Source organism: Paenibacillus aceris (assembly GCF_017874035.1).
Lineage (GTDB): Bacteria > Bacillota > Bacilli > Paenibacillales > NBRC-103111 > Paenibacillus_E > Paenibacillus_E aceris.
Genome location: NZ_JAGGKV010000011.1, coordinates 71,807 through 89,356, shown reverse-complemented (window position 1 = coordinate 89,356; position 17,550 = coordinate 71,807). Strand labels below are relative to the sequence as shown.

6 protein-coding genes are annotated in these 17,550 nt (G+C 43.9%); all 6 read left to right on the top strand.

Going from position 1 to position 17,550, the window contains the following annotated elements:
• Positions 1–376 precede the first annotated feature (376 nt).
• Complete coding sequence (locus J2Z65_RS20180) at positions 377–6,265, top strand: DUF7402 domain-containing protein (RefSeq protein ID WP_209856040.1); 5,889 nt, start codon at positions 377–379, stop codon at positions 6,263–6,265.
• 113 nt (positions 6,266–6,378) lie between these two features.
• Positions 6,379–7,962 (top strand): S-layer homology domain-containing protein, encoded by a 1,584-nt coding sequence (locus J2Z65_RS20175; RefSeq protein WP_167064766.1) that lies wholly within the window; start codon positions 6,379–6,381, stop codon positions 7,960–7,962.
• Positions 7,963–8,006: 44 nt separating this feature from the next.
• Positions 8,007–9,026: a permease gene (locus J2Z65_RS20170; protein WP_167064787.1), complete on the top strand. Its 1,020-nt coding sequence runs from the start codon at positions 8,007–8,009 to the stop codon at positions 9,024–9,026.
• The gene (locus tag J2Z65_RS20165; RefSeq protein ID WP_167064763.1) at positions 9,023–9,922 is read left to right on the top strand and encodes a TIGR03943 family putative permease subunit; all 900 of its coding nucleotides are present in this window, start codon (positions 9,023–9,025) and stop codon (positions 9,920–9,922) included. The genes J2Z65_RS20170 and J2Z65_RS20165 overlap by 4 nt, the downstream gene beginning before the upstream one ends.
• A gap of 81 nt (positions 9,923–10,003) precedes the next feature.
• Positions 10,004–11,062, top strand: a complete 1,059-nt coding sequence (locus J2Z65_RS20160) for a HupE/UreJ family protein (RefSeq protein ID WP_167064760.1) — start codon at positions 10,004–10,006, stop codon at positions 11,060–11,062.
• A gap of 350 nt (positions 11,063–11,412) precedes the next feature.
• Positions 11,413–17,511 (top strand): dockerin type I domain-containing protein, encoded by a 6,099-nt coding sequence (locus J2Z65_RS20155; protein ID WP_209856037.1) that lies wholly within the window; start codon positions 11,413–11,415, stop codon positions 17,509–17,511.
• Positions 17,512–17,550 lie beyond the last annotated feature (39 nt).

Genomic DNA, 17,550 nt, shown 5'->3' with positions numbered 1-17,550 from the left:
ATATATAAATGTAAAGTATTCCCACATTTCTTTTTAAGGATATTGTAAATGTTCACTTTTCGGGATAAATGTATATATTTTTAGGATACTCAATGTACAACTGAGAATTTAATATTAAATCGTTAGCAATGCTTATACTGCGATTAATAAACTTCATTTTTAAAGTGTTGCTTCATCCGATAAAAGAATATCGCATCTGTAATTGGGGGGGATAACAAGTCCGAGTGTTCTAAAGAAGAAGGTCATCTGATGGAAAAGTTAGATCCATATTAATGGGTGTACTGTATGGTGAACAAGGTAGTGAATGGTTAATTTTAGTCATATTAGGTTTACTGGTTTCCGAGGTATTATTTAAATAATTAGGGAGGTACATCGAATGTCTTTCATGAAGAGGATCAAAAAGTCATTTCTATCAATGTCTATGATCGTTATAGCCCTAGCAGGCAGTACTGGTCTTGTCGATTTGCTTTTACAGTCCAATAGCTCCGCAGCTGAAGCAGTAAATCAAACACCAGCAGGTCCTATCTTCAGCTTTATGTCCATATCTGACATACATGATAATACAACGAATCTATCCAAAGCGCTGGATGACTCGGTTGCTAATAATGTAAGTTTAATAGCTGTAGCCGGAGATATAACTAATAACGAAACGGACAGTGAATATGACGCTGTCATGAGTATGATGAATTCAAAACCTCATCCACCAGTCTACTACACAATGGGCAATCATGAGTATGACTACGAAAATGATTTCAAGATATCGAAGAACAGATTTTTAACGAAGACAGGTGCGCCAAGCTTAAACTATGATAAGTGGATCAATGGGTATCACTTCATTTTTTTAAGTGCTGAGATTAAACCGGCGGGCTATACGGACGAGACGATCAACTGGTTGAGAGACACACTTGCTGTAAATGCCGACCCAAGCAAGCCGATTTTTCTGTTCATGCATCAACCATTAGATTCAACGGCATCACAAACGTATCCAACGAATGATTATTGGGGACTTAATCCACAGTCGATGTATAAAGTAAAGGATATTTTGGCGAATTATCCCCAAAGTGTGTTTGTAACAGGGCATATTCATGATGATGTTAAAATCGAAGGTAATTTATATAGTGATAAATTCTCTGCCATAAGAGATGGAGCTATTGTGAACAATCAGGGTTTAATCTTTGATGTGTATAGCGACAAGGTGCAAATCAGGGGCAGAGACTTCAATACCAAATCCACGATTTGGAATGGAACAATACAATTACAACCGAATACAACCGGTATATACGAAGCTGAAGAGGGGTCATTCACTTACGCAACCAATTCCGATGATGTCAATGCGTCTGGCGGCAAGGTTGTCAATATGAAGGATGGAAGAGCCTATCTAGAGATGCTCAGAGTTGACGGAGGCGCATCCGGCGGTCAAAAAATATTGAAAGTCAGTTATGCAGCAGCTGCTGCCAATGCTTCGATGGGGGTATACGTAAATGGATACAAGGTACAGACGATTAATGCTCCGCCAACCGGAGGAACGGGTACCTATGGCGATGTGGATGTAGCTGTTGATCTGAAACCGGGTCCGTCTAACAAAATCGCCTTAAAAAGAGAGAGCAACGCAGTAGAAGTCAACCTGGATAAATTACAGATTCTCGAACCCGCCAACTACAGCACGATGTGGGGATTCAACAACGATGGCAGCGACACTATTCCTAATGGGTTCAATGCAACCCTGCAAGGGAATGCTGCCTTTGATACGGCAAATAAAATGGAAGGCTTAGCTTCACTCAGCCTTAACGGTGCTGACGGCAATTATGCAAGTGCAGGCCTTGTATCGACTAAAACGGACGATGTAACCCTGACCGCATGGGTGAGGTGGAATGGTGCAACCTCAGGCTCTCAGGTCATATTGGCCAATGGCGATGGCCTTACCAATGGCTATTCCATCGCATTGGATCATGCCCAAGGCGATAAGGTGTCCATCGTCTGCAACGGTCAGACGATTCTTGGATCTCAGACGGCTTTGACGGCGGGACAATGGACCAATATTACGGCGGTAAGAAGAGGCGGCACCTGGGAACTTACGATCAATGGAATCAACGCGCCGATAACGAATAATACATCAACGCCTGATACGCCTACAACGGGGACGTTCATAGGTGCAGACAGCAGCGGCAAGACGGGCTTCAATGGCCTTATAGATTCTGTTAGGGTCTACAATCAAGCTTTGACTATCGATCAGATCAAGGCGATTGCCAATGAAACCTCTGCCGCTAAATTGGTAAGTATTGCAATTACAAAGTTGCCAAACAAGCTGAGATATTGGATTGATGACAGAATTGATATTACCGGTATGACCGTTACTGGCACCTACAGTGATGGCACTACAAAAACGGAGTCCATAACTGGAAACAACATAAGCGGTTTTAATACCAGTAAGGTTCAGCCGAGTCAGACGTTAACTGTTAATGTGGGCGGGAAGACGGATACTTATAATATAGAAGTATTTACTTATAGTGTAGGCACAGTACCCGTGCCTGGCTGGGTGAATGCTGTAAACATTATTGCCAAGCACGACTTTGTATACATGGGATCCATGGGGACAGGTATTCTTCCAGCAAACACATGGGTGGACTACTCAGTTGATGTAAAGAAAACAGGAACTTACCGTTTAAATTACCAGACAGGTAGATATGACAGTGGTACTGTTAACATTAATTTACTTGTTGATGGTGTTTATCAAAACACAACAGCAGTGCCGAGTACCGGTCAATGGGGGGGGCCGAATAACAAAACAACTTCAACTAACGTAGCTTTAACCCAAGGCACCCATACGATAAGGTTGCAAGTTTCGGAAAGAGTTGTCATTACATCGTTTGAATTGCTAGACACAAGTCAAAGCTACAGAAACATAGCAGCTAATGCAACTGTAACCGCATCCACCGGAACAAGTACTGCCTCTAAAGCAACTGACGGGGTAATCGAAGTGGATGGCAGCGGTGAATGGGTTTCGACTGAAGTGAATCCATGGATCCAGCTGACATGGCCCACTAGCCAAACGATTGATAGAGTCATTCTCTTCGACCGGTTTAATTGGACCTCTAACGTAAATGCGGGCACTTTATCTTTTAGCGATGGCACCAGTATTGCTGTTACTGGGATGGAGTGGACCGGTCTTTCCAAGGAGATCACGTTTCCGGAAAAATCCGTTACCTGGGTCAAGTTCACGGCAACTGGCGGCACGGGAACTAATAACGGGTTGTCTGAATTTCAAGTATACTTCAACGGGGCAGGAACGCCTGCAACATCGATCAATGTAACTGGCGCAGGTGGTGTGAACGCGATCACTAGCCAGAGTGGGACATTGCAAATGCAGGCTGATGTTCTGCCTGTGGATGCAACATTCAAGAATGTAACATGGAGTGTCTTCGAGGCCGATGGAGTCACCGCCACGAATAAAGCGACGATTGATGCGAGCGGATTGCTTGCGGCAAAGAACAATGGAACCGTGAAGGTGATTGCGACATCCCTCGCTGACGGAAGCATACAAGGCGCCGCAGACATTACGATTACAGGTCAGAGCATAGCAAATCTTGCAACAGCAACGGTATCCAGCGAATTTAACGCAAGTTATGCCGCGAAATATGCAATTGACGGGATAGTCAGCAGTGAATGGGCATCATTGGGTGAAGCGAATCCATGGATAAAACTGCAATTGGACACTGTTTATACGATTAATAAAGTAGTCCTTTATGACCGAGCAAATACTGGCGATAACATGAATAATGGCACGTTATCTTTCAGCGATGGCAGCAGTATTCCTGTAACGGGTATTGCTACGAACGGTGCTGCTAAGACGGTCATATTCCCGGATAAAACAGTCGGCTGGGTCAAGTTCCAAGCAACTGGAAACACGGGAGCTCCTAATAATGGGTTAGCTGAAATTCAAATCTATGGAGATCCTGCCGTACCTGTTACATCGATCGCTGTAAATAGCGCAAACGGTTCGAATGTGATTACGGATCCATATGGCACACTGCAAATGCAGGCTGCGGTTCTGCCTGCGAATGCTACAAAAAGCAGTGTAATATGGAGTGTTACCGAGGCCAATGGAGTCACGGCCACGAATAAAGCGACGATTGATGCGAGCGGATTGCTTACGGCACAGAACAATGGAACCGTGAAGGTGATTGCGACAGCCGCCGATGGCACCGGCATACAAGGTACCGCAACGATTACAAATAGCAACCAACCGATCGTACTCGCTACATCCATCACGGTTAGTGGCGCAGGCGGTGTCAATACGATCAACGACCTGAACGCAACCTTGCAAATGCAGGCTGTTGTTCTGCCTGCGAATGTAACAAACGGCAGTGTAGCATGGGGCGTCTACGAAGCGGATGGAGTCACGGCTACGGATAAAGCGACAATTAATGCAAATGGATTACTTGTGACGAAGAAATATGGAACCGTGAAGGTGGTTGCGACAGCCAACGATGGCTCCGGCGTACAAGGTTCCGCTACGATTGCAATTAATGATTCATCGCAAACACCAATAGCCTGGTGGAAGTTCGACGAGACTCCTGGGACGACCGTAGCCGATTCCTCAGGCAACGGGATCACGGGAACTGCGTCTAATAACCCGGTTTGGACTCAAGGTAGGTTCGGCGGAGCACTTGAATTTAATATGGGTTCTACTACTAATCAACGCGTTGAGTTTCCATCTGCAAAATTTACAACGGAAGGACAGACCGTGACGATGTGGTTCAAAACGACTGAACCGCCTGGCAGCTTCGTCAATGAAAATCTCTTCCGTCACAATGGACGTATGATCTTTCAGTTGTCTGGTGCTAGTGGAGCCCCGCGTGTCACCTATTGGCCTTCAAGTGCAGGAAGCTTTATAGGTGTTCCTATCAGTGGCTGGGCGAATTACAAAGATAACAAGTGGCATCATTTAGCAACTACCTACGATAAAGTTGCAGGATTGAAGATATATTTGGATGGTGTTCAAGTAGCCAGCAATACCACCAACCTCGGACCGCTTAAAACATCAGCTGTTAATTTTGTGCTTGGAGCTGCAGAGGGTGGGGGCGAAAATTTCAAAGGAACTATTGACGACGTTCGCGTATTTGGCGTCGCGCTAGACAAATCTCAAATTGAGAAGGTCATGGGCCCTCTATCCATTACGGTTAGCAGCGTAAGCGGCAGCGCCTCCATCGAACAATACAGAGGTACCCTGCAAATGCAGGCTTCCGTATTGCCGGCGGGCGCTAATCCAAGCGTAACCTGGAGCGTTTACGACGCCAATGGAATCTCGGCAACGAATAAAGCGACGATCGATGTGAATGGATTGCTTACAGCGGTAGATAATGGAGCAGTGACAGTAGTTGCGACAGCTATAGATGGCAGCGGTGTAAAAGGTGCAGCTACGATTACGATCAGCGGTCAAAATTCGCTGCCTCAGGCTACCTTGACTGGTTTACAACAGGTGAATTCCGGCGATACATTCAATTTGACGATGGGATTGACCAACGTTACGCAAAGCGTATACCAGCAAGTGTATGGGCAAGATTTGACGCTTCGCTATGATCCTGTGAGTTTGCAGTTCAATTCGGTTACATCATTACAAGCAGGACTTCAAATCATCGATCAAAAAGTGATTGCGCCAGGACAAGTCCGGATCGTGGCTGCTACCGTGGGCCAGAGCGTGTATGCCCAAGGCGATCTGCTCTCATTCCAATTTACGGCCAAATCTGTGACTCAGGCAACCTATATGACGACAATCTCTGTCGACAATGTTGTGATTGCCAATGGACAGGGGAATGAACTGCAGGTCAGTGGAGCATCCCATGAGATACAAATTAGTACACCTGTCGACAAGTCCCTTTTGACAGCCATGATCGCAAACGCTCAGGCTAAGTACAATGCAGCAGTGGAAGGAAATGGAGATGGCCTGTATGCGATTGGAGCCAAAGCGCAATTACAGTCGGCGATCGATGCGGCCAAAGCGATAGCAAACGATCCGAATGCCGCTCAGCAGCAGGTGGATAATGCGAAATCCGCATTGGAAGCAGCCATACTAGTGTTCGAAACAAAGAGAATAAACGCAGATATCAATGGAGGCGGAGTCTCGATTGGAGACTTGGCTATTGTTGCAGCAGCTTACGGGAAAGCCCAAGGTCAGTCGGGCTGGAATGAGCTAGCGGATGTAAATAAAGATGGTATGGTTGGCCTTGAAGACCTAGCAATCGTAGCTTTAGCGATGTTGAAATAATATGCCAACGAATTATTGAGGATTGATCGGTTATGAAAGGGGGAGCTTATCTCCCCCTATTGTTCCGATATGGCCAAATATACTAACCAATTTGTAAAAGGCGGACTACTTTCATGTTAAAAAAACTTCTCGCTTTCAGTCTGACGTTGATTTTGACCATGTTGATGCTTCCTCATTCCTTCATCCATGCAAGCACTAGCCCGAGCTTTTTGCTTTCCATCACGGAGCCAAGCCTATCGGTGGGTAATAACTTTGAAGTGAAGGTAGAAGGAAAACAATTAAGTGATATGTACGCATTTGAAGTTAATTTATCGTTTGATACAAGCCGTTTAGAGTTTCTAAAAAATGACTTTCAAAGTAGTGGTTTTACAGTGGGCCCTATTGTGGATGGGAACAAAATTCAAATTGCATATACGCAACAAGGTAACATTCCTGGTCAGAGCGGCGATGTAACTCTTGCCACGCTGCCATTTCACGCGATAAGTCAGGGATCCGCCGAGATTGTACTGGACAGTGTAAAACTGATGAAACGGGTGGATTCGAAATTAGAGACTGAATTTTTTCCAGTCAATAGCCAGATAGTGGCTACAATACAAAACGGTAATGAGGTCAAAATTCCTGCTGTACCTGCAGGTTTGACAGCTACAGCAGCAAGTACCTCACAGATTAACGTAACTTGGAATCATTCAACTGATGCAGCGGGTTATGACCTGATGGTAGACGGAGTTGTTCAAACGGATAAATCAAGTCCGTTCGCGCACACAGGTCTTGCAGCAGACTCCACCCATACCTATAGGGTTAGAGCAAAGAATTCGGCAGGAGTCAGCGAATGGAGTACACAGGTAAGTGCAACTTCTCAGGGATCATCGAACAACGGGAACAACGGGAACAACGGGAACAACGGGAACAACGGGAACAACGGGAACAACGGGAACAATGGGAACAATGGGAACAACGGGAACAATGGGAACAATGGGAACAATAACAATAACAATAACAATAACAATAACAATAACAATAACAATAACAACAATAATCATGTATTCAATAGCGATATTGTCAATGAGAGTAAACTTGTTAATTCGATCTCTTCTAAAGTAGAGGAAGCCAAGAAAGCTGATGTAAAGGTTGAAATGACTGACATTAAAGGACACTGGGGTGAAAAGACCATAAATACATTTGTGAAACTGAGCGTTATTGATGGTTATGAGGATGGAACATTCCATACGGATGATTCAATCACACGTGCCGAGTTTGCAATGATCATTTCTCGCATATTCGATATCAACGGCGGCACTAATCCAACGGTTGTTCTGAACGATATTGATAGTCACTGGGCTAAAACCGCCATCGAGAAACTCGCTAGTGCAGGGGTAATTGCCGGTTACGAAGACGCTACATTCAAGCCGGACAAAACGATCAGCCGAGAAGAAATGGTCGTTATTATATCCCGTATTATCAACTTGAGTATGCTGGACAAAGATGTTTCCAAGGGCAACTTGACGGATATCGCAAGCGCAAGCTCATATGCTGTGAATCAAATCAAAGATGCGGCAGAAGCTGGCATCATTAGTGGTAAAAACAATGGGATATTTGATCCGCAAGGCACATCCACACGTGCAGAGGCACTTACGATCATTCTAAATGCATTAAACCTTAGTCCTCAAGTGAAAGCACTTTTAGACAGCTTGAAATAATAGCAGTATGTTCTAGTCAGAATTACTAAAAGGAGATTGTGATGATGCCACCCACCTATACTCGATTCAGTATTCACACTGCAACGGCAATCTGCTTCCTCCTTATCGTTTTCTTTTTTATAAACAAAGGTGCGCCGTTACTTTCCTTTGTGACTACCGAACAAATCCAATCTTTCAAAACCATCTTTATCAGCATTATATTGGAAGCTATCCCTTTCGTATTGCTCGGTGTATTGCTGTCTGCCTTACTACAAAGCTTTGTTTCCGAAGAAACGATTCGTCGCTGGATTCCTTCCAATCCATTACTGGGCATTATCTTCGCCTGTTTATTGGGCATTATTTTTCCTGTATGCGAATGTGGCATGATTCCCGTCGTCAGAAGACTGATTTTGAAAGGAGTGCCGGTATATCTTGCCGTCGTTTTCATTCTTACGGGACCCATTATTAATCCGATAGTTTTTTCCGCCACTTATTTGGCCTTTCGCAATTATCCTGCCATGGCTTATTCGCGAATGGGGCTTGCTTTTGCCGCCGCTGCTGTCATCGGGTTGCTGTTGTACCGGTTTCTGAAAAGCAACCCTCTTCGCAACAGCCGAGAACACTTGTCCTCTCATTCATCTACGGAAGGACATCAGCATCAGCATCAGCATCAGCATCAAGGGAGTAAATTAACGACTCTCTTTAGTCACGCCGCGGACGAGTTTTTTGAAATGGGCAAGTTTCTTGTCTTCGGATCCATGATGGCCGCTCTCATTCAAATCTTTATGCATCGCGAAAGCTTGGTCGCAATCGGACAAGGTCCGCTTAGCTCGCACATATTTATGATGGGTTTCGCCTATGTGGTGTCGTTATGCTCAACTTCAGATGCTTTTGTCGCTTCATCCTTTCAGTCGACTTTCAGTATGGGGTCTTTGCTTACATTTCTCGTGATAGGTCCCATGCTGGATTTTAAAAGCACTTTAATGTTGCTCTCCGTATTTAAAACAAAATTCGTACTCGTCTTGTCTATGCTTATCGCGGTTACCGTCCTTGCGGGATCGCTTCTTTGGGAGGTCCTTGGATGAAGGGAAATCGCTTGCTGAGCTTGCATTATTTGCTGCGTACGATTATTTTGCTTGGATTTTCGTCCTATATCGTATTTTTGACCAAAACCGACGCACTCGTGTATTACTTAGCACCACGCATGATGATATACGCCAAAGTATCTGCTGTTGCCTTATATGTCATTGCCTGCTTTCAATGCTATTCAGCCCTTCGTATCTACCAGGGCAAACGAGTGGCCTGCGACTGTGAACATCCTGTTCCTAAATCTGCTGTTCGAAACATGTTGACTTACGGTGTATTGGTTTTTCCTTTGCTCGTCGGTTTTTGCCTTCCGAATGCTGCATTAGGCAGCGCTATGGCTTCTGCCAAAGGGATGAATCTCTCCATTGCGAAGCAGGAGCGGCCCAAGAGCGGTACCTCAAGACCGGCGGCGCTCCCGGCAGAGGCAGGAACAGATGCGGAGATTGAGCAGATGTTCAACGATGAGTGGGAAAAGGTAAACTCTAAGATCGGAATCAATCTTTATAAAAAAGATCTGATCGTTGTCAAACCGTCTCTTTATAAAGAAATTCTCTCGACGATTGATTTGTTCAAAAATAATTTCATAGGTAAAAAAATCGAGATCAGCGGTTTTGTTTTCCGTGAAGAGAACATGAAGAGCAATGAGTTTATCGTTGGACGTTTTGTCATCAACTGCTGCTCCGCGGACGCCGCGCCGTATGGGGCCATGATCGAATTCCCAGCGGCTCAGAATTATACGAAAGATACTTGGGTCAAGGTCACAGGAACCATCCAAAGCGGCAGTTACAATGGCAAAGACATTTTCAAGATAAAGGCTGACCAGATTGAGAAAATTGCAGTCCCGGATACGCCGTATCTTCACGCTAATTACGATCCCCTTAACGAACTTGACTAAACAAAGGTGCTCTATGCAGCATATGTGGGAGAAAAATTTGTTCTCTCCTTTGTCCATTTTATGAAAAGAGGTCCTCACGTTATGAAACTGCGTTTACTCCTGTCCTTATTCATCATCTTGTTATGCTTGGGAACTGCCACAACTGCATTTGCGCATGTTTCAAACGCTGGATTATCTACGTTATATGTGAAAGGGAACACGATTGACTATGAACTATTTATTGATGAAGGGGAATTGGTGAAACATTTCGATTCCACCGGTGATAATCAATTGGAGAACGGGGAATTGGACTCACAAAAGGATAGTATCGTATCGTACTTACAGAAAGGTCTGCGTATTGATGTGGATTCAAAGCCTTTAAAGATGGAATTACTTTCAATGAAGGTGGAAAAAAAGTCCATAAGAGGCGTGGTGTTTCAATTGACGTTTACCGGAGATGAAGAGATTGAACGATTCAATCTTCATTACAATCTGATGTTTGACGTAGCGTCTGACCATACGAATGTACTTTTAATCCATTCGGGGAAAAATTTACAGAATGACATTATAGACAGCACTAAACAAGATATGCTAATCAACCTTCCTCAGCCTAAGACTATGGCTGTTTTGTGGGATTACTTTAAGCTTGGAATCAAACACATTTTGACTGGCTATGATCATTTGCTGTTTTTGTTATCTTTGGTATTAATCGCATCTCGCCTCAAGGAGGCTTTGAAAATTGTTACTGCTTTTACCATCGCCCATAGCATTACACTGTTCTTGGTGGCATCGGGCCGCATCCATGTCATCCCGTCATGGGTCGAAGCATTGATTGCCCTGACGATCTGTTATGTGGCAGTGGAAAATATGTTTGTTCAAAAGGCGAAATGGCGCTGGATATTGACAGCTTTATTTGGCCTGATTCACGGCATGGGCTTTGCCGGTGCTTTGGCTGAAACAGGGCTTCCAAAGCGCAATCTGATTGGTTCTCTCCTGACATTTAATTTAGGTGTGGAAACAGGCCAGATAATGGTCTTATGCCTTGTGCTTCCCCTATTGATTTGGCTGCGAAAGTTCCCATGGTATCGTAAAATGATGATTTCAACGTCATGCCTTATCTTTGTGCTGGCATTTTATTGGTTGATTCAAAGATTGCAATGAGGTCGGCGGTAGGATCAAAATGAAAGAAGACATCTATCCCATTTTTTTGTGGGAGATGTCTTCTTTTTAGGTCCTTATGAGAAACGTTTGTTCGGAAGGTGACGGGAAGGGAGCGCTTTTGTGTTGGGAATATATTCACGCCAAGACTCCGAAAAATTGATAATTGCTTTAAAATCCATGCAGCGGACGCCTTCGTGAACGAATTATTGATAATTGCAATCCAATCGTACTTAACACTAAATTTAACCTTAGATTGATCGAGTTCGAAAGGAGGGGGAATTACAAAATTCCAATTAATATGTTGTGTCCCGCAGCAAATCTAAATTAATTCAAAAGGGGAGGAAAAGAGTATGAAGAGACTAATTGCGAGCATTATGACGATAATTTTGGCGGTATATGTGAATTTACCTCTTGCTTACGCAACGAATCCGACTTCCGGTGGTACCGCAAATTCTGTTTCGGGAGCCTCGATTTATGTTTCACCTAGTGGAAACGACAGTAATCCCGGTACAATTGACCAGCCACTTAAAACTGTTACTGCTGCCCGCAACAAAGTCAGAACTATGAATGACAACATGAGCAGTGACATTACTGTATACTTGCGAGCGGGTACATATTACCAAGACCAGACCTTAACATTTACAAAAGAAGATTCTGCAACTAATGGATTCACAATAAATTATATGCCTTATAATAATGAGCCTGTTACCATCAGCGGTGGACGTGAACTGACTGGTTGGACGCTTTTTGATGCGGGCAAGGGAATTTATAAAGCGACGTTTGGCAGCCCTGTTGATACTCGTGAGCTTTATGTCAATGGTAATGTTGCTACGCGCGCCCGTAGTGTTGGAGGACTTCAAGGAGGCGCTTCAGATTCAAAAGGTGCCTATACCACTGATATGAGCATGCTTAATTGGAAGAACCAAAGCAGTATGGAGCTTGTCTTCTTTGCGTTGTGGACAGCACCCCGTACCATCGTGGATCACATTTCGGTTGACCCCAATAATTCATCAAGACTTTTACTTACAATGTCTGAACCAGGCTGGACTAACGCCACAAAAAAAGGCGCTTCCTCCGCAAGCGGCGCTCCAAAGTGGATTGAAAATGCTTATGAGCTCCTTGATTCTCCTGGCGAATGGTATTTAGATAAAACAGGAGCGATCGGCGGAGATGCATATTCATTCTATTACAAACCACTTAATGGCGAAAATATGTCCACAGCCAAAGTAGTTGTTCCTGTTCTTGAAACCCTCATAAAAATTGAGAGTGACAATATTGACCAACCAGTTAGAGATATTAAATTTGAAGGCATAACATTTAGTGATGCCACATGGTTAAGACCTAATAAATTCGGTATATCTGATGCGCAGAATAACTATACCCGTGAAGACGGTGATAGAGCAACTGGAGGTAATATTTATCTCAACGCAACTCAACACATCGTGTTCGACTCATGTGAATTTAAGCAATTCGGAAATGCAGCTGTGTACATGCATCAAGGAAACAAAGACAATTTAATTGTTGGCAGCCATTTTTATAATATTGGCGCACAAGCAATTCAAATTGGTGATGTTGACTTAAGAGACCCTAAAAACTTCTATCTTCCACACACCGCATGGGCAGGAAACCCTGCATATCCGTCTTATACAGCGGCAGCTTGGGACTTTAGATATGTTCAGTCCAATAACGATATTATTAACAACACAATTCATGATATTGGACTTCAATACTTTTCTGCTGCCGCAATTGGCGCTGCTACAATTACAGAAACCGATGTTTCTCATAACGAAATCTTTAATATCCCCTATGCAGGACTGCACATGGGATACGGTTGGGGTATGTGGTCAAACTTTACAGGTTCCCCAATGGGCAACAACAGATACCAGTACAACTACATTCATGACTGCATGGAAGTATTAATAGATGCAGGCGCGATCTATACCCTTGGCAGTCAGTCTCAGGCCAGCGGTGCTGGTGGTTGGGCTAAACCGACAATTATAAGCGAAAACTATATATTAGACCAAAAGAATTTATATGGCTCGCTCTATTTCGATGAAGGCTCCAACTACTACGATGTATATAATAACGTAATACAAAATACACCGAAATTTATACTCGTTAAACATGTACAAAATAAAATCCATAACAACTACTCCAACCAAACGAGTGTATCAAGCAGCGCAAGTCCAAACGAACCTGGCACAGCGTCTATACTAGATAACACCTATGTAACAGGCTCCAATTATCCACCAGAGGCACTTGAGATTATGAAAAATGCCGGTGTGCAGGAAAACTACAGACACAGTCGTTTTGACTGCCCGCTTGTCCATGGTGAGCTTCGTGTATCTGATTCTGCAGATCAAGACTATCCTTTGGCAATAAAAACTTCTAAGTTAGCTGATGTAAAAAATGACGACTACGTTCAACTCTATATTGAGGGCAACGGCTTGGCTGGCAAGCAGATTTCGGTAAAATGGAACGGTCAAGTCGTTTCTGGAACGGCTGACACTCAAGGCAAGGTATATTTAGGTGCGCCCAGACAGCTTCAGGAGATGCCAGAACTGTTAACAGATGATGGACTTACCGTATACAGTAATCTTCCGAAACAGATTGATAAATCAGTTATAGGAAAGCTGACATATACGATAGGCTGGGAAAAGGTCGTTAGTGGTGTCAAGCATCCTCTGATTTCTACGCCATGGTCCTATTATGTGCTATATGACGTGTATAAAGTAGATTTAAATAAGTATGATTTTGGACAGGTAACACAAACTTCAAACAATCCGGACAACGCGACAGTAGCTTTCGATGCTTCAAAAGCAAAAGTCGAGGTCGTTGACGATGGAACCGGAACCGGAGAAAAGGCACTTAAACTGAGCAAGACATCAGCCGCATCTGTTAACACAACCTTTAAAGTTCCTGTTTCTACAAATCCAAGTGAACTGATTGAGGTCAGCGCAGATGTTAAACAGCCAAATTCAGATGTCATAGCCTATACATTAACTCCAATGAGTGGCCCTAATCAAATGGCTCAAGCTTATCATAATAAAGGACAGATTGCCTATTATCCAGTTGGCTCACCTAACCTAGCTAATGTATTGCCATATCCAGTAAACGAATGGCACAATCTCAAGATCATTATGAATACGCAAAAACAGACATACGATATCTATGTTAACGGGGTGATGTATGCCCAGGGTCTTGCTTTTTCTACAGCTACCAATATGAATACTTTAACAGATATTAGCATTGGGCAAGCTAGATTTGATGCTACTTCTACAAGTTTTTACATTAAGAATATCGCTGTAAGAACCTCCGCTCCAGCACGAGCTAACAAGGCTCAACTTCAAGCGAAAATTACAGCGGCACAGTCACTCGTTTCGACAGATTATACGGCTGGAACTTGGGCAAATCTATCGAGTTCTCTTGCAAATGCACAGAATGTTAATAGCAACCAAGCCTCAACACAGATCGAAGTCGATTCTGCTACTACAACGCTTATTAACGCAATAAACGGACTAGTCCTGGCATCGATTGTTGATAAGACCGCACTTGAAACTGCGATTACAAATGCAATTACATTTGAGAAGACAAACTGGAAGGGTAATTATGTTCTCTCGTCTTGGGATGTCTTCACTAATGCCATCAGCAGTGCAAAGAATGTTGATAAAAATGCAAGCGCAAGACAGTCAGATGTTGATAGCGCTTTAGCAGACCTACAAAGTGCACAGTCAAGACTTGTGGCAACAGATACTCCATATACCTGGTTTAAGCTAGATTTGAGCAAATATCAGCTTGGAGCGGTAACATCAACCATAAACAATCCAGACGGTGCGACCATTGTTTCCACTGCAAGCGACAACATTTCGGTTAGTGCAGACACTTACGGAACTCGCAATATTAAGTTTACAAAAACTACGGCAAGTAATAGTGGAGGCACAAGTATTGATTTCCCGATTGCCGTCTCAGGTAAAACCATTGAGGTTAGCTTTGATGCTATGGCGTCTGCCAATACGACGTTTGTTGCCTATAACAGCGTTATGAATGATACGAACTCATTGGCTCAGACTAATTTTAATAATAATACACCCTCAGCAAAATTTGCTTACTATATTGGCGCCACTCATACGAATACAACAACTTCGTATGCCGGCAGCACATGGTATACCATTAGGATGGTTATTGATACAGTCAACAAAAAATTCGATTCTTATGTTGACGGTACAAAGATAATCAGTGCTGCAGCATATCCCACTAGTGCATTTACTGGAAATAGTATCACAAAGGTATCTTTGCAACTGTCAAAATGGGCTGCAGGCACAAAATATTACTACGTTAAAAATCTAAAAGTAACAACTCCGTTAGATCAGTATGCTGATAAGTTTGCTTACCAACAGTTGCTTGATACTGCTTTGGCGGCACACTCCCAAGCGGATTACACTTCCGAAACTTGGGCGCTGTTCAAGCAGGCGTGGGATGATGCAACCAGTCTAACCAGCCTTACTAACATTCCGCAAGCAGAAGCGGGTCTCGCTTTACAAAAACTCGACATTGCAATAAGCGAACTCAGAAATGTGCTTTTGGCAAACAAAACCGCTCTGCAAACTGCAATTTTAGTTTTAGCGACATTAAATCCTTCTGACTACACGACTGCTAGCTGGACAGCATATCAAAATGCCGTAACGAATGGACAGAGTGTCAATGCTAACGGTAACGCATTGCAATCCGAAGTAGATGCTGCGACAGCAGCAATAAACACTGCAAAGGCAGGTCTTCAACGGTTAGCTGACAAGACTGCACTGCTTGCGGCGATTGCAGAAGCATCAACTTTAACAGCTAGCAATTACACCACCTCCAGTTGGGCCATGTATCAGACTGCCATATCCAACGGAAGGCTTGTAGCTGATGACCCCTCTGCAACACAAGCTAATGCTGATGCCAAAGTAACTGCCATCAATAACACGAAAGCTGCACTTGTACCAGCTGCTGACAAGACTGCGCTAATAACTGCACTTCATGCGATTCCTGCGCTCACACAAAGTGATTACACCCCTGCGAGCTGGGAAGTATTTGCAACAGCCATAGCGCATGCAACTACTGTCAAAAACGATGGAGATGCCAAACCTTATGTTATCAGTTTCAAAGTTTCGGAACTAAATAGAACCCAAAGCTCACTTTTGCTTGTTGCCAATAGGACTTCCCTGCTAGCATCAATTAGCAGTGCAGAAGCACTCTTGAATAACTTTTACACGCCTGATACACTTTTGCCATTCCAGAAAGCTCTGGCGGATGCAAAGTATGTAAACAGTAATTTAGATGCAACACAGCAACAAGTAGATTATGCTAAAGCGACTCTTGATAGCTCAATTCTATCGCTTGTCAATATTCCTGCACCTACGGTCTACACGATTACGGCAACGGCCGGCAGCAACGGTTCGATTAGCCCAAGCGGCAGCGTAGCTGTGACAGAAGGAATAGATCAGACGTTCACATTTACGCCAGACAACGGTTATATGATCGACACGTTCACGGTAGACGGTATCGATACGACGGTATCGAACAATAAGTATACGTTTTCCAATGTTACAAGTAATCACACGATAAGTGTGACATTCAGATCTGTTGCACAGCCACAAGCTACTTTAACTGGGCCGCAGCAGGTAGTCCCTGGTCAAACTTTTGATCTAACGATGGGATTGAGTAACGTAACGCAAAGTGTGTATCAGCAAGTGTATGCACAAGATTTGAAGCTTCACTTTGACCCGGAGCTTTTGCAATTTGTATCGGTTACATCACTCCAAGACGGATTCCAAATCATTGACCATAACGAGGATGTGCCGGGTCAAGTCCGAATTCTTGCAGCCAGCTTAGCGGCGGCACGAGCCGTGCTTGCACAAGGCGATGTCATGTCATTCAAATTTACAACGAAAGCTTCAGCCTCTGCAGCGAATACGACAATCTCTGTAAGCGATGTTGTCATTGCTAACCAAGATGGGAATGAACTCTCTATTAGTGGTACTACAAGCGGGGTTCAAATAAGTATCCCAGTGGATAAGTCGCAGCTGAGTGCATTAATCGCGAACGCTCAGGCTAAGTACGATACTGCAGTGGAAGGAACCGAAGACGGTTTGTATGCAATTGGAGCGAAAGCGCAATTGCAGTCGTCAATCGATACGGCCAGAGCGACCGCAAACGATCCGAATGCCGCTCAGCAGCAGGTGGATAGTGCGAAAGCCGCATTGGAAGCAGCAATTCAAGTGTTTGATTCCAAGCGAATATCCGCAGATATCAATGGAGGCGGTGTCACGATTGGAGACTTGGCTATCGTTGCTGGGGCTTACGGCAAACAACCAGATCAGGCGGGTTGGAATGCGAAGGCGGATGTTAATAAAGACGGAAAGGTTGATATTACAGACCTTGCAATCGTAGCCAAAGCGATTCTGCAATAAAAACAACCAGGCACAAAGTGATAAGCACATTACGCATGA